Annotated in this window: 18 protein-coding genes; 10 read left to right on the forward strand and 8 right to left on the reverse strand. The window is 69.3% G+C overall.

The genetic code is table 11. The features are described from left to right. Positions 1-31: 31 nt before the first annotated feature. The gene (locus NM961_RS18915) at positions 32-1,900 is read left to right on the forward strand and encodes an LTA synthase family protein (RefSeq protein WP_255915978.1); all 1,869 of its coding nucleotides are present in this window, start codon (positions 32-34) and stop codon (positions 1,898-1,900) included. A gap of 88 nt (positions 1,901-1,988) precedes the next feature. Continuing rightward, positions 1,989-3,638: a phosphoglucomutase (alpha-D-glucose-1,6-bisphosphate-dependent) gene (gene pgm, locus NM961_RS18920; RefSeq protein WP_255915979.1), complete on the forward strand. Its 1,650-nt coding sequence runs from the start codon at positions 1,989-1,991 to the stop codon at positions 3,636-3,638. 572 nt (positions 3,639-4,210) lie between these two features. Here the strand turns inward: pgm and NM961_RS18925 are convergent. The 5 genes from NM961_RS18925 to NM961_RS18945 all read right to left on the reverse strand — a co-directional run bounded on the left by NM961_RS18925 (position 4,211) and on the right by NM961_RS18945 (position 10,784). Then, on the reverse strand, positions 4,211-7,039 hold the full coding sequence (locus NM961_RS18925) for a DUF349 domain-containing protein (protein ID WP_255915980.1): 2,829 nt from the start codon (positions 7,037-7,039) through the stop codon (positions 4,211-4,213). Positions 7,040-7,112: 73 nt separating this feature from the next. Continuing rightward, positions 7,113-8,345 carry a TraB/GumN family protein gene (locus NM961_RS18930; RefSeq protein WP_255915981.1) on the reverse strand — a complete coding sequence of 411 codons (1,233 nt, stop codon included), beginning with the start codon at positions 8,343-8,345 and terminating at the stop codon, positions 7,113-7,115. 9 nt (positions 8,346-8,354) lie between these two features. Further along, positions 8,355-9,242: a carbon-nitrogen hydrolase gene (locus tag NM961_RS18935; RefSeq protein ID WP_255915982.1), complete on the reverse strand. Its 888-nt coding sequence runs from the start codon at positions 9,240-9,242 to the stop codon at positions 8,355-8,357. Continuing rightward, positions 9,239-10,273 carry an agmatine deiminase family protein gene (locus NM961_RS18940; protein WP_255915983.1) on the reverse strand — a complete coding sequence of 345 codons (1,035 nt, stop codon included), beginning with the start codon at positions 10,271-10,273 and terminating at the stop codon, positions 9,239-9,241. Before NM961_RS18940 ends, NM961_RS18935 begins: the two co-directional genes overlap by 4 nt. A 175-nt stretch (positions 10,274-10,448) precedes the next feature. Next, positions 10,449-10,784, reverse strand: a complete 336-nt coding sequence (locus NM961_RS18945) for a hypothetical protein (RefSeq protein WP_255915984.1) — start codon at positions 10,782-10,784, stop codon at positions 10,449-10,451. Here NM961_RS18945 and NM961_RS18950 point away from each other — a divergent pair. Next, positions 10,783-11,004: a hypothetical protein gene (locus tag NM961_RS18950; protein WP_255915985.1), complete on the forward strand. Its 222-nt coding sequence runs from the start codon at positions 10,783-10,785 to the stop codon at positions 11,002-11,004. The two genes, NM961_RS18945 and NM961_RS18950, sit on opposite strands and share 2 nt — an antisense overlap. 362 nt (positions 11,005-11,366) lie before the next feature. Here the strand turns inward: NM961_RS18950 and ykgO are convergent, their stop codons facing one another. Beyond that, a complete protein-coding gene (gene ykgO, locus NM961_RS18955) occupies positions 11,367-11,492 on the reverse strand; it encodes a type B 50S ribosomal protein L36 (protein WP_133821755.1) in 126 nt (41 codons plus the stop codon). A gap of 210 nt (positions 11,493-11,702) precedes the next feature. Between ykgO and NM961_RS18960 the strand changes: the two genes are divergently transcribed. Beyond that, entirely contained in the window at positions 11,703-12,287 is a 585-nt protein-coding gene (locus NM961_RS18960) for a DUF2239 family protein (RefSeq protein WP_255915986.1), read from the forward strand. A gap of 177 nt (positions 12,288-12,464) precedes the next feature. Here the strand turns inward: NM961_RS18960 and NM961_RS18965 are convergent, their stop codons facing one another. After that, a complete protein-coding gene (locus tag NM961_RS18965; protein ID WP_255915987.1) occupies positions 12,465-13,097 on the reverse strand; it encodes a TetR/AcrR family transcriptional regulator in 633 nt (210 codons plus the stop codon). 32 nt (positions 13,098-13,129) lie between these two features. Then, positions 13,130-13,387 carry an acyl-CoA-binding protein gene (locus NM961_RS18970; RefSeq protein WP_255915988.1) on the reverse strand — a complete coding sequence of 86 codons (258 nt, stop codon included), beginning with the start codon at positions 13,385-13,387 and terminating at the stop codon, positions 13,130-13,132. A 287-nt stretch (positions 13,388-13,674) separates the two neighbouring features. Here NM961_RS18970 and NM961_RS18975 point away from each other — a divergent pair, with 287 nt between their 5' ends. From NM961_RS18975 to cydC, 6 genes are all read left to right on the forward strand, one after another. Next, positions 13,675-15,663, forward strand: coding sequence for an SDR family oxidoreductase (locus tag NM961_RS18975; protein WP_255915989.1), 1,989 nt, complete (start codon positions 13,675-13,677; stop codon positions 15,661-15,663). A 283-nt stretch (positions 15,664-15,946) separates the two neighbouring features. After that, positions 15,947-17,500: a cytochrome ubiquinol oxidase subunit I gene (locus tag NM961_RS18980; RefSeq protein WP_255915990.1), complete on the forward strand. Its 1,554-nt coding sequence runs from the start codon at positions 15,947-15,949 to the stop codon at positions 17,498-17,500. A 22-nt stretch (positions 17,501-17,522) separates the two neighbouring features. Then, on the forward strand, positions 17,523-18,665 hold the full coding sequence (gene cydB / locus NM961_RS18985) for a cytochrome d ubiquinol oxidase subunit II (protein ID WP_255916026.1): 1,143 nt from the start codon (positions 17,523-17,525) through the stop codon (positions 18,663-18,665). A gap of 12 nt (positions 18,666-18,677) precedes the next feature. Then, positions 18,678-18,791 (forward strand): cytochrome bd-I oxidase subunit CydX, encoded by a 114-nt coding sequence (gene cydX, locus NM961_RS18990; protein WP_255915991.1) that lies wholly within the window; start codon positions 18,678-18,680, stop codon positions 18,789-18,791. A 30-nt stretch (positions 18,792-18,821) separates the two neighbouring features. Continuing rightward, the gene (gene cydD / locus NM961_RS18995) at positions 18,822-20,774 is read left to right on the forward strand and encodes a thiol reductant ABC exporter subunit CydD (RefSeq protein WP_255915992.1); all 1,953 of its coding nucleotides are present in this window, start codon (positions 18,822-18,824) and stop codon (positions 20,772-20,774) included. Next, positions 20,771-22,486, forward strand: coding sequence for a thiol reductant ABC exporter subunit CydC (gene cydC, locus NM961_RS19000; RefSeq protein ID WP_255915993.1), 1,716 nt, complete (start codon positions 20,771-20,773; stop codon positions 22,484-22,486). The genes cydD and cydC overlap by 4 nt, the downstream gene beginning before the upstream one ends. The last annotated feature ends 26 nt before the right edge of the window (positions 22,487-22,512 follow it).

Raw genomic sequence — 22,512 nt, forward strand, 5'->3', positions numbered from 1 at the left:
GAGTTGCGTTTTCATGACAGCGAACCGATCCATGCCGGAAGTCATGCCGTCGTTCCGCTCGCGCCGCGCCGCAGCGCTGCTGCGCGCCTGCGCGCCGCTGGCCGGCTGGCCACTGCTGGCCCTGTTGCTGGCGACCGCGGCCGCGCTGTGGCTGGATCCGCTGTTTGCGCACAGCGGCGACAGCCTTGGCGGCTGGCTGGTGCTGGCGCTGCTCAATGCGCTGCCGTGCGCGCTGCTGCTGGTGCTGCTGCTGGCACTGAGCCGGCGCCTGCTGGTTTCGGCGGTTGCCGCGGCGGCGCTGTATGCGGTGCTGGTCGCGGTCAGCGCGGTCAAGCTGGAGCAACTGGGACTGCCGTTATTGCCGGCGGATTTCGGTTTTCTCGGCAGCGGCGGCGGCCTCAGCCTGTTCTGGCATTACGTCGAAGCCCGCCAGGTGCTGCTGCTGGGCGGCCTGGTCCTGCTGCTGCTGGCAGCGGCCTGGGCCGAACCGGCGCAGCGGCTGCCGCTGCGCCTGCGCGCCGGTCTTGCTGTGGTCGCGCTCGCCGGGCTCGGCAGCCTGCTCGCGGGCGCCCCGTTCTGGCGCGAACGCTACGACGGCTGGAATCGCGGCTTCGAGCCCTGGTCGCCGGCGGAAACCGTGGCCCGCCTCGGCGTGGTGCCGACCTTGCTGATGTACCGCTGGGAACTCACCCACGCCGACCGCCAGGCGCCGGACCGCGACCGCGTCCTTGAATTCATCGCCGAGCATGCCGCTGCCTTTGGCCGCAGCGCCGCGCTGGAACCCGCGGCGCAGGCGCCGGACATCATCGTGGTGCAGAGCGAATCCTTTTTCGATCCGGCCCGCCTGGTCGGCCTGGAGCCGGCCGACAGCCTGCCGAATTTCCGCCGCCTCGCCGCCGAATCCTGGTCCGGCGAGATGCAGGTGCCCACGTTTGCCGGCGGCACCATCCGCACCGAGTTTGAAGTACTCAGCGGCGTGCCGCTGGCTGCCTTCCGCGGCGTGGAATATCCGTATTTCGAGCTGGTCGACGCGCCCATGCCCGGGCTGATGCGCACCCTGGCCGAGCATGGCTACCGTACCAGCGTGCTGCACCCCAACGACGCGGCGTTCTGGAACCGGCGCGAAGCGCTGCGGCATCTCGGTGCGCAGCGCTTTCTCGCGCTGCCGGAATTCGCCGGCGCGCCCAAGTCCGGCCTGTTCATCGCCGATGCGGCGCTGACCGACCGCGTGCTGGCGGAGCTGTCCGACGACGGTCCGCCGCAGTTCCTGTTTGCCATCAGCATGGAAGCGCACGGCCCCTACGAGGTGAGCCCCGGCCTGGATCCCGCCGCGCTGGCCGAGATCGTGCTTCCCGAGGCGCTGGACGAATACGGCGCGCGCACCCTGCGCCATTTCCTGTTCCATCTGGCCGCCGCCGACCACGAGCTGGGCCGTCTGGCCGCTTTCGTGCAGCAGCGCGAGCGGCCCACGCTGCTGCTGTTCTACGGCGATCATCTGCCGGGGCTGCATTCCAGTTTTGCGCAACTGGGATTTGTGGACGGAAATTCCGCACGCAGCCAGCCGGTGCCGTATCTGATCGTGCACAACCAGCGCAAGGAGCAGCGCCTGGAGCAGACCTGGTCGTGGATGCTGCCGGGCCTGCTGCTGGAAGCGGCTGAAGTTGCGCCGGACGCCTATCTCGCCCTGGTCGCCGCGCTGCGCCACGAACCCGCCGCGCTGCTGCCGCAGGGCGCCGGCGCGGCGCTGGATCCGCGCTTCGTCGAGCTGGCCAAGCTGCGCGTGCGCGACGAGTTCGACGCGGGCGAGTTCGCCGCCGCGCTGGCACCGGCGCCGGAAGGCCCGGCCGGCGCACCGGAATCCCCGCTGGATGCCGGCGCCGAATCCGCCGCGACCAACTGAACCGTAGCCCGCCGCGGCCGTCCGCCCGCGCTTGCCGCCGCGGCGGCCTGTGGCACACTCGCCGCCCGTTGCCGCTACAGGAGTTGCCATGAGCGATGCGAACCCGGCCCGGGCCGGCCAGCCGGCCGACGCGGCCCGACTGGTGGATCTGGACGCGCTGCAGCAGGCCTATTACACGCGCCGGCCCGATCCGCAGGACCCGGCCCAGCGCGTCGCCTTCGGCACCTCGGGACATCGCGGCACATCGTTCGCCGCCAGCTTCAACGAAGATCACGTGCTGGCCATCACCCAGGCCATCTGCGAATACCGCGCGCAGCGCGGCATCGACGGTCCGCTGTTCCTGGGCATGGATACGCACGCGCTGTCGCGGCCCGCGCTGCGGACGGCGCTGGAAGTACTGGCCGCCAACGGCGTGGAGACGCGCATCGCCGCGGGCGACGAATACACGCCGACACCGGCGATCTCCCACGCCATCCTGGTACACAACCGCGGCCGCGAGCGCGGCCTTGCCGATGGCATCGTGGTGACGCCGTCGCACAATCCGCCGGAAGACGGCGGCTTCAAATACAACCCGCCCAACGGCGGCCCGGCCGATACCGCGGTCACCGGTGCGATCGAGCAGCGCGCCAATGCGCTGCTCGCCGCCGGCCTGGCCGGCGTGCGCCGGCTGCCGTACGAACAGGCGCGGCGTGCGTCCACTACGCGCGAACATGATTTCGTCGCCGCCTACGTGGGCGAACTGGACCAAGTGCTGGATCTGGATGCGATCCGCGCTTCCGGCATACGCCTGGGCGTGGATCCGCTGGGCGGCGCTGGCCTGGCGTACTGGCAGCGCATCGCCGAGCAGCACCGTCTGCCGCTCCAGATCGTCAACACGCGCATCGATCCGCGCTTCGGTTTCATGACGCTGGACTGGGATGGCCGCATCCGCATGGATCCGTCCTCGCGCCACGCCATGCGCGGGCTGATCGATCTGCGCGAGCGTTTCGACGTGGCCTTCGCCTGCGATCCCGACCACGACCGCCACGGCGTGGTCACGCCCAGCGGCGGCCTGATGCTGCCGAACAACTACCTTGCCGTGATGGCGGATTACCTGTTCACCACGCGCGGCGGCTGGTCGCCGTCCGCGGCGGTGGGCAAGACCCTGGTATCCAGCGCGCTGATCGACCGTGTGGCCGCGCGGCTGGGCCGCGCGCTGTACGAGACCCCGGTGGGCTTCAAATGGTTTGTCGATGGCCTGTGCGCCGGTACGCTGGGCTTCGGCGCTGAAGAAAGCGCCGGCGCTTCGTTCCTGCGCCGGGACGGCGGTGTCTGGAGTACGGACAAGGACGGCATCGCGCCCGCGCTGCTCGCGGCGGAAATCACGGCGCGCCTGGGCAAGGATCCGTACCAGCGCTATCGCGAACTGTGCAGCGAACTGGGCGAGCCGCACAGCGACCGCGTCGATGCGCCGGCCACGGCGGAGCAGAAGAAAAAGCTGTCCAAGCTGAGCCCCGCGCAGATCAGCGCGACGGAACTGGCGGGCGAGCCGATCACCGCCGTGCTGGACAAGGCGCCGGGCAACGGTGCCGGCATAGGCGGCATCAAGGTCACCTGCGCCAACGGCTGGTTCGCCGCGCGGCCTTCAGGCACCGAGGCGATCTACAAGATCTATGCGGAAAGCTTCCGCGGGCCGGAGCATCTGCAGCGGATACTGGCCGAGGCGCAGCAGGTGGTGGATGCGACGCTGGCGGAGTGAGTGGGGTTGGTGAGCGCGGTTGTACGCAATTGCTGTCGAGGCCGCGGGGATGGCGGCGATTGGCTGCTGTCGAAGCAGCGGGTCCATAGCGTGATCGGTGCTGTGGACGCGCAGGTTTGCGCTGGATCTTTCTTTGCGCGGAGAGCTGGCGAAAAACGCGCTTCGCTGCGGGCTGATCCGTCGCCCCCTCACCCAACCCTCTCCCCAAGCGCGTAAACGCGCTTGGGGAGAGGGCTTTTCCGCTGGCGGATCACCGGTTTCGCGGCAATACGCACTCGTTGCGGCATCCGTCAGTTGCAGGGGCCGTCTGTTGCAACCTCCGTTTGCCGCAACACCCATTCGCTGTGGCGTCCGTTCGTTGCAGCGTCCGTCGGTTGTACAACCTCCGTTTGCCGCAACGTTCATTCGCTGTGGCATCCGTTCGTTGCAACGTCCGTCTCATGCAACATCCATTCGCCACGCCACTCGTTCATTGCAACGTGCGGGCTGCGCGATGTCCATTCGCTGCCGCGTCCTTTCGCGCCAGCATCCGCTTCGACAGGCCAACGCCGGCGCAGGCATCGGCCGGTCGATCAATGCACCTGCGCCAGCACCGCGTCCACCGCGCGGGCGAAGCGGCCCTGCCATTCCGCGGCGTCGGACTTGGGCAGGGGGCCGAGTTCCACCCAGCGCTGCAGCAGTGCCAGCAGTTCTTCGCGGGGCGAGGTATTCGCGTTGCCGCTGAGGCGGCGGGACAGGCGGGTCACTTGCAGATCCATGCGGCGCGCCTTGTCGGCGGCGGGGCTTTCCACCGCGCCCAGGAATTCCAGCGTGACCAGCAGTTCGCGCCGCGCGTCGTCGCTGCCGGCGGTTTCGCCGTTCGCGGACGGGTTTGCGCGCGCCGCGCCGGTGGCACCATCGGCAGCGGCGGTATTGTCCGCGTCGCCGGCAGCGTCGGCTCCGCTAGCGGCGCCGCTGGCGTCGCCTGTTGCACTGGCGTTGACGCCGCTGCTACCCGCCGCCGCCTTGAAGCGTTGCTGCAGCGCCTGTGCCAGCGGCGTGTTGGCGCCGTCCGCCGGCCACTCCTGGCTGGCGGCGGCTGCGCCGATGCGGCCCAGTTCCACGCTTTCGCACAGCGCCAGGCGCGCCAGCGCATCGCGGAACACGGCTTCGCGGCGCTGGCGCTGGACATCTTTCTGCACCGCGTCCAGGGCCTCCAGCTGCTGCTGCCAGCGGCGCTGCTGTTCGCGGTCGCGCACGTCCAGGCCGGACCAGCGCTGCTCCAGTTCGCGCCGCTGCGCCGGCTGGTTTTCCGCCGGCAGCTGCGCGGCCTGGGCCAGCTCGCCGAGCAGGGCTTCGGCCTGGGCGCGTGCGGCGGTCTCGGCTTCCTCGCGCTCGCGGCGGGCGCCGTCGAGGCGGGCGAAGATCGCGTCGCAATGGCCGCGGAATTCCTTCCACTGTGCCTCGTCGGTGCGGCGGCGCCCGTTGCCGGCGGCCTTCCAGCGCGTTTGCAGGTCGCGCACCTCGCGCGCGGCGGCCGCGGCATCGGCGGCACCCGCCAGGCGTTCGGCTTCGGCGATCAGGCGGCGCTTGGCTGCTTCGACGCCGGCGGCCTGTTCGTCCAGGCGCGCGTCGATGCGTGCCAGCACGTCCTTGAGCCGCTGCGCCAGCGCCTTGCGCTCGCGCGGATCCACGCCGTCCAGCGCGCGCAGCGCCTCGGCGATTTCGCGGCGCTGTTTGGCCAGGGCGCCGATGTCGCTGCCCGCCGTGGCTTCGGCGCCGGTCGCGCTTTCCACGGCGACGAGCAGGGTCTCGATTTCCTGCTGGTTGGATTTGCGCAATTCATCGCGCTTGCTGAAATAGCCCTGCGCCGGTTTCAGCGCCTGTGCGCACAGGGCCTGGAAACGGCGGCCCAGGCCCTGGCTGCCGCGGGCGTCGCGGTCGGCTTCCTGGGCTTCCAGCTGCTGCCACTCGGCGCGGGCTTCGCGCACGCGCGTGGCCACGGCGTCGGGATGCAGACCCTGGCCGGGCAGGGCTTCGATCGCTTCGCACAGCTGCTTGCGCCGCTCGTTGTTGGACCAGCGCTGCCAGCGCTTGAGTTCGGCCAGGCGCGCTTCGGCGTTGGCCAGGCGCTTGTCGTGGCGGGCGATGGCCGGCAGGCCTTCGAGCAGGTTGGTGATGCGCGCATGCGTGGCCACGGCCTGGGCTAGGTCGCCGGCTTCCAGCTCGCTTTCCAGCGCGATGACCAGCGCGTCCAGATCGCGGCGCAGGGCCTGGTGCTGTTCGCGCTGTTTTTCCTTGTCGGCCTGGGCGCGTTCCAGCGCGGCCTCGAAACGCGCCTGGGCGGCCAGGGCTTCCAGATTGGGCTCGCTGCGCTCGGGTTCGGGTGCGGGTGCGGCTTCCGCGGCGGCGGCCTGTTCGGCCGCCCGGGCGGCGAGCACGGCGCGCAGGGCCAGTTTCTGCGTCAGTTGCACCAGCAGGACTTCCACCGGCTCGCGCTCGGGCAGTTCCAGGCGGTTGGCGGCCAGCTCGGTGCGCACGGCGGCGACGGTGGCCTCCAGTTCGGCGGTGTCGCTGTCCGGTCCGGCCAGGCTGCGTTCCAGGCGCGCGCGCGCGGCGCGCAGGCGGCTGCGTTCCTGCGCGGCCTCGTCGGTGTCCATGCGCAGGAAATTGCGCGTGGATTCGAAGCGTTCGGCGAATTGCCGCGGCGCCTTGCCGGCCAGCGTGGCCCAGGCCTGGTCCAGCGCGGCCAGTTCCTCGGCGCGTTCGCTGCGCGGGCGCTGCAGCAGCGCATCCACGCGCTCGCACAGCTGGCGCGCGCGCGCTTCGATCGCGGCGCTGTCGCCGGCGGCGATGCGGCCGGCTTCGGCGCGTTCGCGCGCGAGGCGGCTGACGATCTTGTCGGTCTTGCGCGTGCGCTCGGCGATGCGGGTCAGCGCGTCCAGGTCGTTGATGCGCGACAGCGCGACCAGGCGCAGCTTGGGATCGGCGTCGTTGACCGCGACATCGGCCAGCAGGCTGGGGCGCGTGGCGCGTTCCAGCGCCGCGCTGCGCAGGGCCGGATCGCTGGCCTGGCCGACCAGGCGTTCGATTTCCTCGCCGGACAAGGTATCCAGCTCGGCGATGCGCCGCTCCAGCGGCGGCAGATCGGCGCTGTTGCCGCTGAGCATGGCCAGGTAGGCCGCGCGCGCGACGCTGCGCAGATTGCTGTCGGCGTCGCCGGTGGAGCGTTCGCGCCAGGCTTCGTACTGGTTGAGCCGGCGCAGCGCGGCCAGGCGCACGCCGGCGTCGGCGTCGTTGCGCGCAATCGTGGGCAGGGCGGCGATCAGCTCGGCGTCGCTGAGTTCGGCCACGGCGCCGCGGCGCGTCGCCACATCCTTGCTTTGCCAACGCGGTTTGAACAGGAAGCGGGCAAGTTTCATTGCGTTGCGAACCTCGCAATTGCATCGAGGAGCCGCGCCGGCAGCACGCCGCGCGGCGGTGAGGAAGGGGAGTTCAGGCCAGGCTCTTGAGGATACGGAAACCCGCCAGCCAGACGCCGATCATGCCGCCGAAATTGGTCAGCAGGAAAACCAGCAGCGTGCGCGAAATGCGGTTCTTCCACCAGCCGGTCCAAACGCTGACATCGTGGCGCAGGCTGTCGAAGTCGGCCACGCGCGGTTTGCGCAGCCACACTTCCACGCCGGCGCTGGCCACGCCCGGCGGTATGCCCGGACGGAACGGTTTCAGCGGCGCGACGATGGCCGCCGCCAGCACCGACAGCGGATGGCCGCCGCCGAGCAGGGCGCCCAGGCCGGCCAGGCCGCCGGTGAACAGGATCCAGTCGCGCAGCGCGCCGGCGCCCAGGCCGGCATCGCGCTTGAACAGCAGGCCTATGGCCACCGCGATCGCGACGAACATGCCCAGCGCCAGCCACTTCGGCCAGCGCGAGCCCGGCGGCACCACATCGAGCGTGGCGCGCAGCGGCACCGGCGGCTGCTTCTGTTCGGTGAGTTCGCGCTCCAGACCGGCCAGATGCCCGGCGCCGACCACGGCCAGCACGCGCCTGACCGGCGTCTTGACCTGTTCCTCGCGCAGGCGCGCGGCCATGTAGGCGTCGCGCTCGGCGATCAGGCTGCGGTACAGCGGCTCGGATTCGCGCGCGAACTCGGAGAACGCGCTTTCCAGCATGTCACCGCGCTTGAGCTTTTCTATGTCCTGCTCGCCGATCTCGTCGCTGGACAGCACGCTGGCGCCCAGGCCGCTGATGATGCCCATGCGGTCCCAGAAGCCGACACTGCGGTAAGCGCGCTTGAGCGTGACGCCGATGTCGCGGTCGATCAGCCAGACCGGGATGGCGCGCGCCTCGGCCGCCTCGAACGCGGCCTTGAGTTCGGCGCCGGCCTCGATGCCGTACTGCTCGGCCAGGCGGCGCTGGAACGCCGACAGCGCCAGGTTGGCCGCGACCAGGCCGGCCTTGCCCTGGCGTATCACCTGGAACAAATCCATTTTGCGCAGGAGTTCCGGATCGCGCATGGAGGCGTGGCGGTTGGTGTCCAGCTCCACCGCGATGGCGTCGAACGGCTCGCGCTCGATCAGCGCCTGCACCGCCGCGACGCTGGCGCGGGAAACGTGGGCGGTGCCCAGCAGCACGAATTCGGTATCGCCCAGGGTGACACGGCGGATGGGCTGGTCCTGCAGCGGATCGGGCGGGCCGAATTCTTCCGCACGGTGTTGTTCAGTGGTCATGTAGTGGGTTCAGTCGCGGAAGCGGCGCAGCAGGTCGTCGTAGGCATCAATGCGGCGGTCGCGCAGGAAGGGCCAGATGCGGCGCACGTTCTCGCTGCGCCTGAGGTCGATGTCGGCCAGCAGCAGCTCGCGCGCCTCGGTGCCGGCCTGGGCCAGGAATTCGCCCTGCGGTCCGGCGACGAAGCTGGTGCCCCAGAACTGCAGGCCGCGGCCGCCGTCGGGCGCGGCCTCGAAGCCGGTGCGGTTGCAGGCCAGCAGGGGCAGGCCGTTGGCGACGGCATGGCCGCGCTGCACCGTGACCCAGGCATCGCGCTGGCGCTGCTTCTCGGCGTCCTCGTCGGTCGGGTCCCAGCCGATCGCGGTGGGGTAGAGCAGCAGTTCCGCGCCGGCCAGCGCCATCAGGCGCGCGGCTTCCGGATACCACTGGTCCCAGCACACCAGCACGCCGAGCTTGCCCACCGAGGTCTGCACCGGTTCAAAGCCCAGATCGCCCGGGGTGAAATAGAACTTCTCGTAGAAGGCTGGATCGTCCGGAATGTGCATCTTGCGATAGCGGCCGGCGATGGCGCGCGAACGGTCGAAGACCACCGCGGTGTTGTGGTACAGGCCGGCGGCGCGGCGCTCGAACAGCGAGGCCACCACCACCAGCTTCAGTTCCTCGGCCAGCGCGCCGATGCGCTCGGTGCTGGGGCCGGGAATGGTCTCGGCGCGGTCGAATTCGCCCACGCTCTCGTGCTGGCAGAAATATGGGCCGTTGTGCAGTTCCTGCAGCAGCACCAGCTGCGCGCCGGCGGCGGCGGCTTCGCGCAGGCCGGCCTCGATGGCATCCAGATTGGCGGCGACGCTGCCGCGGTCGGTTTCCTGCAGCAGTGCCACGCGCAGATTGTTCGGTTTCATGCGACCACTCCTCGCGGCAGCTGCATGGTGACGCAGTGCAGGCTGCCGTTCTGCCAGATCAGGGGACGGCACGGCACGGCGACGATCTCGCGGCCCGGATGGGCCAGGCCGATCACGCGCGCCGCTTCCGCATCGGCGGCATCGCCATAGGCCGGAATCAGCACCGCGCCGTTGACGATGAGGTAATTCGCGTACGAGGCCGCCAGGCGGCGCTCGCCGTCGCGTATGGGTTGGGGCCAGGGCAGCGGAAACAAGCGGTAGGGCCTGCCGTCGGCGGTGCGCAGCGCGGCCAGTTCCTGCGCCATGGCGGCGAGTTCGGCGTGATGCGGGTCGGAGGCGTCGTCGCAGGCCTGATAGACGATGGCGTCGTCCGGTGCGAAGCGCGCCAGGGTGTCGATGTGGGCATCGGTGTCATCGCCTTCGAGGTAGCCGTGGTCCAGCCACAGCACGCGGCGGGCTTCCAGGCTGTCGATCAGCTTCTTGTCCATCTCCGCGCGGCTGAGCTGCGGATGGCGCTGATGCAGGCATTTCCAGGTGGTGAGGATGGTGCCGGCACCGTCGGATTCGATGCCGCCGCCTTCCAGCGCCCAGTCCACGCGGCGGTGCGCCGCCGGCACGAACAGGCCGCGCTGGATCAGGCCCTGCACCAGCAGATCGTCGCGGCTGGCCTCGAACTTGCCGCCCCAGCCGGTGAAGCGGAAGTCGGTGAGCTGGAACTGCTTGCGGTCGGCCAGGGTGATGGGACCGGAGTCGCGCAGCCAGGTGTCGTCGTATTCGATTTCGATGAAGCGCACGCGGCCCAGGTTCGCCTGCGCGGTCTTGAGCAGGGTTTCCGCGTGTTCACGCACCGCGGCCGAGGCGACGCAGACGATGGCGTTCTCGAAACGGGTGATGGCGCCGACCAGGGCGACGTAGGTCTGCTCGACCTGATCCAGGCGCTCGGCCCAGTCGGTGTCCGCATGCGGCCAGGCCAGCAATACGGCGGACTGCGCCTCCCATTCGGCGGGCAGGCGCAAGGCATTGGTCGTCACCACGGCATTCCTCTGAATAGGGCAGGGCGCGCGGCGGGCTGCGGACCTGCGCCGGCGCGGAATCGCGCAGCATAGCGGAGCGCAAAGCCACTACCAAGCCCTTGAGTGACAAGGGCTTGCGCTCAGGCGGCCGGAGTGCGGCGGCGGCGGCCGGACGGGCCGGCCGCGGCGGGGTTCAGCGCACCGGCTTGGGGCCGATCTCGTTCGCGTCGGCGCGCTTGGCCACCGCGTCGATCACGTGGGTTTTCTCGAAATAGACAATGAAATTGTCGTATTCCCAGCGGTTGATCACCGGATGCTGCGGGCGGTTGCCGCCGCGCGGATCCAGCTTGGCGCGGGGTTCGCCGAAGCGGCTTTCGACCTGGGCCATGGACATGCCGCGGCTGGGCAGGTTCATGCCGGCTTCTTTCTGGGTGCGCTGCATGAGCAAGGTATCGGCCGTCGCTGCGGGCGCGGCGGCGAACATGGCCAGACCCAGGGCGGCGAGCAGCGGGAACAGGCGGTTGGACATGGGAATTCTCCTCGGCCTTCAGGGGCCAGATGCGGCAACCCGCGTTTTAACAGAAGGTTGCGCGAACTTCCATGAAGCGGTCTCCGCTTTGGTTCAGGTCGGCAAGCTGGGATTCGGGAGTGGGGATTCGGGCTCGGGCTGGCGGCGCTGGAGTTTCTGGAAGGAGGGCGGCTGCCTGGCGTCGAACCCGGAAAACGAAAGGCTGCCGCTGAGCCATTGACGCAGACAAGCACGCGGCTATCAGGCCCGGAAGACAAGGCGCCGCAACAAGGCGGTGGCTGAGTCGAAGAAAGCAAAGCATACAGAGCTGGACAGGCCGGCGACCTGAGTGCGGAAACGCAAAAGGACGCGCAAGGCGGCGACTGGGCTCAGAAAAGCAAAGGGCCGCACAAGGCGGCGGCTGGACCCAGAAAAGCTAAAGGGCCGCACAAGGCGGCGGCTGGAACCAGAAAAGCAAAGGGCCGCACAAGGCGGCGGCTGGAACCAGAAAAGCAAAGGGCCGCACAAGGCGCGGCTGGAACCAGAAAAGCAAAGGGCCGCACAAGGCGGCCCTTTCAGCAGCATACGGCGATTGCCGTGATCTCAGCGCTGGCGCGCCTTGAAGCGCGGGTTGCTCTTGCAGATCACGAAAACCTTGCCGCGGCGGCGCACGACTTTGCAGTCGCGGTGGCGCTGCTTCGCGGACTTCAGCGAATTCAACACTTTCATGGGATAGCTCCTCGAAACAGCTTGCACAAAGACGCGCGAGGATAGCAGGCGCGGCACGGCAATGCAAAGCCCCGGGGCGGCGGGCGTGGAGCGGCCGGCAATGATCGGCAGGTGCATGACAGTTGTCACGCAGAATTATTTACCCGGGTAATATTGACGACGTAAATATCACCCGGGTAAATTGTGGCCACTGGAACGACAGGAGCACGCATGCACCCCCTCAGCCCCATCTACTGCATCATCTTCCACCACCAGCGCCGCATTGCCGCGGGCGAACTGGCCGAGGCGGCGCGGCTGGCCCATAGCCAGCTCGGTCCGCAGGCGGTGGCCGAAACCCAGGTGTTCGACGCGCAGAGCAGCCGCCCCATCGACATCGACTGGCGCGGCAGTGCCGACGACGTCGCCGCGCGCCTGCAGCCGGCCGCGGCGACGGAATCCGGACCGGCTGCCCGCGGACGCCCGCGCCTGGGGGTGGTTTCGCGTGAGGTGACCTTGCTGCCGCGGCACTGGGAATGGCTGGGCGAACAGCCCGGCGGTGCCTCGGTCACGCTGCGCAAGCTGATCGACCAGGCGCGCCAGGCCGACGAGGCCCAGGGGCAGGGCGCCCGCCGCCGCGCGCAGGAATCAGCGCACCGTTTCATGACGGCCATGGCCGGCGATGCCCCCGGTTTTGAAGAGGCCCTGCGCGCCCTGTTTGCCGGCGACCGTCAGCGTTTTGAGCAGTTCACCGGTGAATGGCCGCCGGATGTACGGGAACACAGCCGGCAGCTGGCCGCCGTGGCGTTTGCCGCGTGAGCGGCACTGGCCCGCGCAGCGGCGGTCCGCGGCGCCGTGTCGTCCGTACAGGCGCAAGCCTGGGGTCGGCGCCGCTGGCGCAGGCCATGGTTCTGCGTCATCCGCACAAGCGGTGCCGCCTGGGCGGTTACAGGCCCCGCATGGCCGGGCTTTGCCGCCGCGGCAGTCGGCGCGGTCTCAGCGCCGGTAGGCCTGGGCCAGCGTATTCAGATGCAGCCGCTCCGCATCGCGCAGGAACGGCGCGATCAGCAGCATGACCTGGTAGATGCCCTGGTTGAGGTCTTCTTCGTTGGGATCGGCGCGGGAATTGCGCACCGCGTTGAAGTTCAGCCAGAAGGTGGTCAGCAGCAGCACGTTCTCGGCGCTGGCGCGGATCTCGTCGGCGGTGGCGCGCAGGATCTCGGCCTGGGCCAGCCCCTTGAGCACCTCGGTGGCGCTGCTCGCGGCGCGGTTGAGCATGCGGCCGAAGTGCAGCTTGAGCTTGCGGTTGCGCGAGAGAATGTCGACCAGGTCGCGGTAGAGGAAGCGGTAGTCCCACATGCAGCCGAACACGCTGTGCAGCTGCATCCAGATGTCTTCCAGGTTGGGCAGGCGGTCCTGCGGCACCTGCAGAGCCTGGTCCATGCGCTGCTCATACACCGCGAACAGCTGTTCGACGATGTCGTCCTTGTTGCGGAAGTGGTAGTACAGATTGCCGGGGCTGATCTCCAGCTCGTCGGCGATATGGTTGGTGGTGACGTTCGGCTCGCCCTGGGAATTGAACATCACCAGGGCGATCTCGAGGATGCGCTCGCGCGTGCGTCGGGCCATCTGCGATCTCCGCGCAGCCGTGGGGGCCGGCCTCAGCCGCCCAGCTTCTTCACGAGGTCGACGTACTTCTGCTGCGCCTCTTCCTGCTTGGTGCCCTTGAGCTTGGCCCAGGCTTCGTACTTGGCCGTGCCGACGAAATCGAAGAAGCCGGGCTTGGGACCGGACACGTCGCCTGCGGAGCCCTGCTTGTACAGTGCGTACAGTTTCAGCAGCGTGTCGTTGTCGGGGCGCTCGGGCAGGTTCATCGCCTTCTTTGCCGCTTCCTCGAATTTGCTGGTCAGGTCGGACATGGTTCGCTCTCGGTGATCGGATCCCGCATCTGCGCGTGCGGTGAATGCGAGCTTGTATCACGCGACTCCGGGACGGTCAACGCGATCAATTAGGCGTTTGAAACCCGCTTGGAAAGCGCCCGCCGGCAGGTCTATCTTATGACCCGGAAGGAGAGAAGTGAGGGGATGCGGAATGATCCGCAGCAGGCGCCCGCAGGGCGCTGCGGTCCATTCCGGCTGACTCACTCCCAACGGATACCAGTCCAGGGCGCGCCGCTGTGCCGGTGCGACATCGCAAGGGGAAACGAATGACCTATTTCGTCACCGGCGCCACCGGCTTCATCGGTCGTCACCTCGTCGCCAATCTGCTAAAGCGCAAGGGCACCATCTATTGCCTGGTGCGCAAGGGCTCCAGCGACAAGTTCGAGCAGCTGCGCGAGAGCCTCGGCGCCGACGACAAGCGTCTGGTCGCAGTCAGCGGCGATCTGGCCAAGCCCAGGCTGGGCGTCAGCCCGGCCATGCTCAAGACTTTGAGCGGCAAGGTGCAGCACTTTTTCCATCTTGCCGCCTTGTACGACCTCTCCGCCGATGCCGAGAGCCAGCACGTGGCCAATATGGACGGCACCCGCCACGCCATGGAGCTGGCCGAGGCGGTCAAGGCGGGCTGCTTCCACCACACCAGCTCCATCGCCGCGGCCGGCCTGTATCCCGGCGTGTTCCGCGAGGACATGTTCGACGAGGCCGAGGAACTGGACAACCCATACTTCCGCACCAAGCACGATTCCGAGGGCCTGGTGCGCAAGGAATACCCGCGGCCCTGGCGCATCTACCGCCCCGGCATCGTCATCGGCAACTCGGCCAATGGCGAGATGGACAAGATCGACGGGCCGTACTACTTCTTCCGCCTGATCAAGAAACTGCGCCAGGCCCTGCCGCCCTGGGTGCCGACCGTCGGCCTGGAGGGCGGCCGCCTGAACCTGGTGCCGGTGGACTGGGTCGCCGCGGCCATGGACCACATCGCGCACAAGACCGGCCTGGACGGGCACTGTTTCCATCTGACCGATCCGGCGCCGCGGCGCATCGGCGAAGTGCTCAACATCTTCGCCCGCGCCGGCCACGCGCCGCAGATGACCATGCGCCTGGATGCGCGCATGTTCGCCTTCATTCCCCAGGGCATACGTGCGGCGCTGAGCAGCCTGCCGCCGATCCGCCGCTTCACCAATGTGGTACTGCGCGATTTCGGCATTCCGCGCGAAGTGATGAAGTTCATCAACTATCCCACCCGCTTCGACTGCCGCGAGACCGAGCGCGCGCTGAAGGGGTCCAGGATCAAGCTGCCCAAGCTGGAGGACTACGCCTGGCGCATCTGGGATTACTGGGAACGCCACCTGGATCCGGACCTCTTCGTCGATCATTCGCTCAGCGGCAAGGTCAAGAACCGCGTCGTCGTGGTCACCGGCGGCTCCTCGGGCATAGGCAAGGCGGTCGCGCTGAAGATCGCCGCGGCCGGCGCCAAGGTGGTGATCTGCGCCCGCGGCGAGGAAGAGCTGGCCGTGGCCAAGAAGGAGATCGAGGCCGCCGGCGGCACCTGCTTCACGTATATCGTCGATCTGTCCGACATGGGCAGCTGCGATGCTTTCGTCAAGCAGGTGGTGGCCGACCATGGCGGCGTGGACGTGCTGGTCAACAACGCCGGCCGCTCGATACGCCGCTCCATCGCGCTGAGCTTCGACCGCTTCCACGATTTCGAGCGCACCATGCAGCTGAATTACTTCGGCGCGCTGCGGCTTATCATGGGCTTCCTGCCGGTGATGTCGGAGAAGCGCCGCGGCCACATCATCAATATCTCGTCCATCGGCGTGCTGACCAATGCGCCGCGCTTCTCGGCCTATGTCGCTTCCAAGGCGGCGCTGGATGCGTTCTCGCGCTGCGCCCAGGCCGAGTATTCCGACCTGGGCATCCACTTCACCACGATCAACATGCCGCTGGTGAAGACGCCGATGATCGCGCCGACCAAGATGTACGACCACGTGCCCACGCTGTCGCCGGACGAGGCGGCCGATCTGGTGGTCGAGGCCATCGTCGAGCGGCCGGTGCGCATCGCCACGCGCCTGGGCATCTTCGCCTCCATCCTGTATGCGCTGGCGCCGCGCATGTACGAGATCATCATGAACAGCGCCTTCCGCCTGTTCCCGGATTCGGCCGCGGCCAAGGGCATGGCCGGGCGCGCCGAGCTGGAGCAGCCGACCAACGAGCAGATCGCCGTGGCCGCGCTGATGCGCGGCGTGCATTGGTGAGCTGAGCGCAGTTTCCAGGAAGCGATGGTGCGGGCCGCGGCGTGAGCCGCGGCCCGTTTGATTTTTGCGCCTGATCTGCAGTGCCCGCCGGCGGCGCGAGCCGCCGCCGGCCGTTGCGCCGCGGCCGTCGATTTATGCGGCCGGCGTCTCGCACCGCGCCGCGCAACGCGGTAGCCTTGTCCCAATTGCTCCATTGCATGCGGCGGCCGGCCGCGTGCGCGGCGGCAACCGCCGCCGGTTCCATCGCCGCTTTCCCGACACCGCCGTTGAAGGATGCCTGTCGATGATCTCGGACACCCTGGTCGACCTCTCGCGTCTGCAGTTCGCCGCCACTGCGCTCTATCACTTCCTGTTCGTGCCGCTGACCCTGGGGCTGTCCTTCCTGCTGGCGATCATGGAGTCGGTCTACGTCATGACCGGCAAGGAGATCTACCGGCAGATGACCAAGTTCTGGGGAAAGCTATTCGGCATCAATTTCGCCCTGGGCGTGGCCACCGGCATCACCATGGAATTCCAGTTCGGCACGAACTGGTCGTACTACTCGCAATACGTCGGCGACATCTTCGGCACGCCGCTGGCGATCGAGGGCCTGATGGCCTTCTTCCTCGAATCCACTTTCGTCGGCCTGTTCTTCTTCGGCTGGGAGCGGCTGAGCAAGGTGCAGCATCTGCTGGTGACCTGGCTGGTCGCGCTGGGCTCGAATTTTTCCGCGCTGTGGATCCTGGTCGCCAACGGCTGGATGCAGTATCCGGTCGGCGCCGAATTCAACCCCGACACCCTGCGCATGGAGCTGACCAGCTTTGCCGAGGTGTTCTTCAGCCCCGTGGCCCAGGTCAAGTTCGTGCACACGGTTTCGGCCGGCTATGTCACCGGATCGTGCTTCGTGCTGGGCATCAGCGCCTGGTACCTGCTGAAGAACCGGCATGTGGCCTTCGCCCAGCGCTCCTTCGCCATCGCCGCGGCCTTCGGTCTGGCCTCGGTGCTGTCGGTGATTACCCTGGGCGACGAAAGCGGCTACGAACTGGGCCATGTGCAGAAGGTCAAGCTGGCCGCGATCGAAGGCATGTGGGAGACGCATCCGCCGCCGGCGCCGTTCACCGTGGTCGGCTTCATCGACCAGGAGAACCTGCGCACCAACCATGCGCTGGAAATTCCCTGGATGATGGGCCTGATCGCGACGCGTTCGCTGAGCGAGCCGGTGACCGGGCTCAAGGAGCTCATCGCCGGGCACGAGCCGCGCATACGCAACGGCATGCAGGCCTACGCCGCGCTGCAGCAGCTGCGCGCCAATCCTGGCGATACGGCGGCCAGGGAAATCCTGCGCGAACACGGCGGCGACCTGGGCTACGGCCTGCTGCTCAAGCGCCGCGCGCCGAACGTGGTCGACGCGACCGACGCGCAGATCGCGCAGACCGCACGCGATGCCATCCCGCCGGTGGCGCCGCTGTTCTGGGCCTTCCGCATCATGGTCGGCGCCGGTGTGTTCATGCTGGTGACCTTCGCGCTGGCCCTGCTGTCCACCACGCGGCGGCAGCTGATGCGCCAGCGCTGGCTGCTCAAGCTGGCCGTGGTCACGCTGCCCATGCCGTGGATCGCCTCGGAAGCGGGCTGGCTGGTGGCCGAGCTGGGCCGCCAGCCCTGGACCGTGGCCGAGGTGTTGCCGACCTGGATGAGCGTATCCAGCCTGAGCGTCGGCGACCTGATCTTCAGCTTCTGCGGCTTTGTGATCCTGTATACGGCGCTGCTGGTGGTGGAGCTGTATCTGATGGTCAAGTTCGCGCGCAAGGGGCCGGGCGACGCGCCGGGCTCTTCCGCATCGTCCGCCACGCCGGCCTGAGGAGAACACCATGGGCGAACTGCTGGACTTCCTCATGAGCTACGAGACCCTGCGCCTGGTCTGGTGGCTGTTCCTGGGCGTGCTGCTGATCGGCTTCGCGGTGATGGACGGCTTCGATCTCGGCGTCGGCGTGCTGCTGCCCGTGGTCGCGCGCGAGGACGCGGAGCGCCGCGTGCTGCTCAATGCGATCGGGCCGACCTGGGAGGGCAACCAGGTCTGGTTCGTGCTCGGCGGCGGCGCCATCTTCGCCGCGTTTCCGCTGATTTACGCGGCGGCGTTCTCGGGCTTTTTCGTCGCGCTGATCCTGGTGCTGTTCGCGCTGATCCTGCGTCCGGTCGGCTTCGACTACCGCAGCAAACTGGCCGATCCGCGCTGGCGCGGGTTGTGGGACTGGTGCCTGTTCGTCGGCGGCTTCGTGCCGGCGCTGGTGTTCGGCGTGGCCTTCGGCAACCTGCTGCAGGGCGTGCCGCTGCGCTTCGATCCGGACCTGCGCGTGCATTACGACGGCGGCTTTTTCGGCCTGCTCAATCCGTATGGCTTGCTTTGTGGCGCGGTCAGCCTGTCCATGCTGGTGATGCACGGCGCGGCCTTCCTGCAATTGAAGACCGTGGGCGAGCTGCGCGAACGCGCGCGGCGCTGGCTGGGCCTGGCCGCGCTGGTATACGTGATCGCCTTTGCCGCGGCCGGCGTATGGCTGGCGCTGGGCGTGGAGGGCTACCGCCTGCTCAGCTTCGCAGGCAAGGCGGGTGTGTCCGATCCGCTGGCCAAGACCGTCGCGGTCGAGGCCGGCGCCTGGTTCGCCAACTATTACGATGCGCCCGTGCTGTGGCTGATTCCGCTGCTGGCCTTCGCCGGCGCCGGCCTGGCCTGGTATCTGGCGCCGCGCCGGCCCGGCTACGCCTTCATCGCCTCGGCCACGGCGGTGGGCTGCACCATACTGACCGCCGGCGTGGGCATGTTCCCGTTCATGCTGCCGTCCAGCCTGCAGCCTTCGCACAGCCTCACCGTATGGGATTCGACTTCCAGCCTGCTCACTCTGCGCTGGATGTTCTGGCTGACCGTGTTCTTCCTGCCGCTGATCATCGCCTATACCAGCTGGGTGTTCCGCGTGATGCGCGGGCCGGTGACGGTGGAAGAGGTGCGGCATTCCGACGCGCATTACTGAGGAGTCGCGCAGATGTGGTATTTCGCCTGGATCCTGGGCGTGCTCATGGCCTGCTTCGCCGCGATCATCAACGCGATGTGGCTGGAATTCGAAGGCTATCCGGCCGACGGAGACGAGTCGCGCTGACGCCGCGGCGCGGCTGCGATACGAGGTGGGATGAGCGCTACCCCCGAAGGCCAGGCCCTTGCGCTGGCCTGGTTGAATCGAGTTTGCGCCGGCGTGCGCCGCTGGAGCCTGCTGGCTGTGGCCGCCGGCGTGGCGGCGAGCCTGGCCTTTGCCGGTTTCGCCTTCGCCGTCGCCGCGCTGGTCGCGGCCTGGCTGGGGCCGCCGGCGGCGCCGGACTGGCGCCTGCTGCTGCTGATACCGCTATTGTTGCTGCTGCGCAGCGCCTTGCTCGCCCTGCGCGACTGGGCCGGCGCGCGCGCCGCAGTGGCGTTGCGCGGACAGGTGCGCGGCGAGTTGCTGGATGCGCTACAGCGGCTGGGTCCGCTGCGCAGGCGCGCCGGTGACGACGGCGCGCTGGCGGCGCTGGTGCTGGAGCAGGTCGATGCGCTGGACGGCTATGTGTCGCGCTATCTGCCACAGCGCCATATCGCCGCGCTGGTGCCGTTGCTGCTGATGCTGCTGGCCCTGCCGCAGAGCTGGCTCGCGGCGCTGCTGCTCGCGGTCACCGCGCCCCTGATTCCCGTGTTCATGACCCTGGTCGGCTGGGGCGCGGCCGCGGCGGCCCAGGCCCAGGCCGCGGCGCTGGCGCGGCTCAGCGGCCAGTTCCTGGATCTGGTGCGCGGCCTGCCGACCTTGCGCCTGCTCGGCGCGGTCGAGCGCGGCGCGCAGCGCCTGGCGGCGACTGCGGCGGAATTCCGCCAGCGCAGCCTGGCGGTGCTGCGGCTGGCGTTCCTGTCTTCGGCGGTACTGGAGCTGTTCGCCGCAGTCAGCATCGCCATGCTCGCGCTGTATCTGGGCCTGGCCCTGCTGGGACGCATCGACATAGGCCATTACGGCCGGCCGTTGCGCCTGGATACCGCGCTGTTTCTGCTGCTGCTGGCGCCGGAATTCTTCGCGCCGCTGCGCCAGCTCGGCAGCGACTACCACGCCCGCGCCGACGCCTTGGCCGCGGCGGAAGCCCTGGCGGGTTTGCAGGCGAGGGCGGCGGAACGGGACGCGGCGCCGGCGAGTGCCACAGGGACGCCGGACGATTCGGCGGCGAAGCCGATGCCCATGGCATCGGAGCGGACTGCAGCGATGCCGGCCGAGCGGGCGCGGACTGCTGCGGCCGATGCATCGGCCGCAACGCTGGAACCCGCAGCGCCCGATGAGCGCAAGGTGCAGCGCAAGACGCCGGCACCGGATGCCCCTTCCGCGCCGGCTCGCGCTGGTGGCGTTGAAACCAGTCGCTACGATTCAACGCCGGCGGCCGCCGCGCCGGGCATCGAATTCGACCACGTCAGCCTGCGCTATCCCGACGGCCGCCACGGCCTGTACGAGGTGAGCTTCCGCATCGGCGCCGGCGAGCACGTGCTGCTGCGCGGGCCCAGCGGCTCGGGCAAGACCTCGGTGCTGGCCCTGCTGGCCGGATTTATCGCGCCCACCAGCGGGCGCATCCTCATCGACGGCCAGGACCTGGCCACGCTGGACCGCGCCACCTGGTGGCGCCGCCTGGGCTGGCTGGAACAGCGCCCGGAATGGTTCCGTCTGGCGCTGCGCGACAACGTGCTGCTGGGCCTGGAGCGCGGCGACGAAGACCGGTTGTGGGCTGCGCTGCGGCAGGCCGGCCTGGACGCGGTGGTGCGCGCGCTGCCGCAGGGCGCGGACAGCGTGGCCGGCACCGCGGACGGCAGCCTTTCCGGCGGCCAGTTGCAGCGCCTGGCCCTGGCCCGCGCGCTGGCGCGCGATGCGCGGCTGTGGCTGCTGGACGAACCGCTGGCGCATCTGGATGCGGAAACCGCGCAGGAACTGCGCAGCACACTGGCGGCCGCCGGCCGCGGCCGCACCGTGCTGCTGGCCAGTCATGCGCCGGCGGAAAGCCGCTGGATCGCGCGGGAATTGCGCCTGGAACGCGGGCGCCTGTGTCACGACGGCGTGCCGGCGGCGCGGCAGGGTTGGATATGAAAAAAGCAACTTTGCCGCAGAATTTCAATCTCGCCGGTCTGCTGCGGCGGCAGTGGCCGCGGCTGGCGCTGGCCCTGCTGCTGGGCAGCGGCGCGCTGCTCGCGGCGCTGGCGCTGCTGGCCTATTCCGGACACTTCATCACCGCCACGGCCCTGGCCGGACTGGCCGCCGCGCCGCTGTTCGAGATCTTCCGGCCCGGCGCCATCATCCGTTTCCTCGCCCTGGCGCGCACCGCCGGACGCTACGGCGAGCGCCTGGTCGCGCACGATGCGGTGCTGGGCCTGATGGCGCAGTTGCGCGGCGAGCTGTACGCGCGCCTGGCGCGGCTGGCGCCGGAGCCGCTGGGGCGCTGGTCCGACGGCGACCTGCTGCAGCGCATCGTGGCCGATGTGGAACTGCTGACCCAGGCGCCGCTGCGCGCGGCCCTGCCGCTGCTGGGCGCGGTGCTGGTGCTGTCGCTGACGCTCGCGTTCCTGCTGCTCGTCGATGCGCACGCCGGCCTGGCGGCGGCGCTGTGCCTGCTGACCGCCGCCGTCGCGGTGCCGGCCTTCGCCGCGCGGCGCAGCCGGCGCGACGGCGCCGCGCTGGTGGCGCGCTATGCGCAGCGGCGCGAGGATCTGGTCGATGTCCTGCGCGGCCTGACCACGCTGCTGCTTTGCGGCGCCTGGCCGCAGCGGCGCGCGCAGTGGCAGCGGCAGGATCGCGCGGTGATCCGCGCGGAGCTGGCGCAGCGTCTGCGCGAATCATTCGGCATCAGCCTGGTCGTGCTGCTGGCCGGGATGGCCGCCTGGAGTTTCCTCGCCGTGGCGCGGCCGCAGTCCACCGCGCAGGCGCCGCTGCTGGCCGCGGCCGTGCTCGCCGCGGTGGCCGCGCTGGAAGCGCTGGCGCCGGTCAGCGGCGCGCTGCTGGCCTGGGGCCGGGCGCGTGCGGCGGCGGCGCGGATCGACGCCTTGCTGCAGCAAGAGCCGGCGGTGCATTTTTCGCCGGCGTCTGCGCCGGTGTCGGGATCCCACGCCGGCGCTGTCGCCACAGCACCGGCGCATTCCGCCACGCTGCCCGCCGCTTGCGGCGCCGTGCAGTTGCGTGGCGTGCGCTATACCTATCCCGGCCGCCGCAGCGGCGTGATCGTGCCGGACCTGCGGCTGCCGGCCGGCGGCCGCCTGCTCGTCAGCGGTCCCAGCGGCGCGGGCAAGAGCACGCTGGCGGCGCTGCTGGCGCGGCTGATGGATGCCGACAGCGGCGCGATCGAACTGGACGGCGTCGATCTGCGCGACTACGACGAAGCTTCGCTGCGCCAGCGCGTGGCGTTGCAGCCGCAGCGGCCGCACCTGTTCGCGGCGTCGCTGGCAGAGAACCTGCGCCTGGCCGATCCCGGCGCCGACGAGGCGCGGTTGCGCGCGGTGCTGCGCGCGGTGGCGCTGGAGGAATTTCTCGCCGGCCTGCCGCAGGGGCTGGATACGCCGATCGGCGAATACGGCGCCGGGCTTTCCGGCGGCGAGGCGCGCCGGCTGGCGCTGGCGCGCACCTTGCTGCGCCCGGCGGCGCTGTTCGTGCTGGACGAACCGTTCGAGGGCCTGGACGAATCCACCCGGCAGCAGGTAGCCGCCGGCATCGAAGGCTGGCTGGCGGGGGCCTCGCTGGTGGTGATCTCCCATCAGGATGTGGCGTTGTCGGGCAGCGTCGTGCGACTGCGCCTGTCGGCGGCGCAATGACGAGTTCCAGCTTTGTATTTCCGGTG

It is taken from the genome of Tahibacter harae (assembly GCF_024437735.1).
GTDB lineage: Bacteria > Pseudomonadota > Gammaproteobacteria > Xanthomonadales > Rhodanobacteraceae > Tahibacter > Tahibacter harae.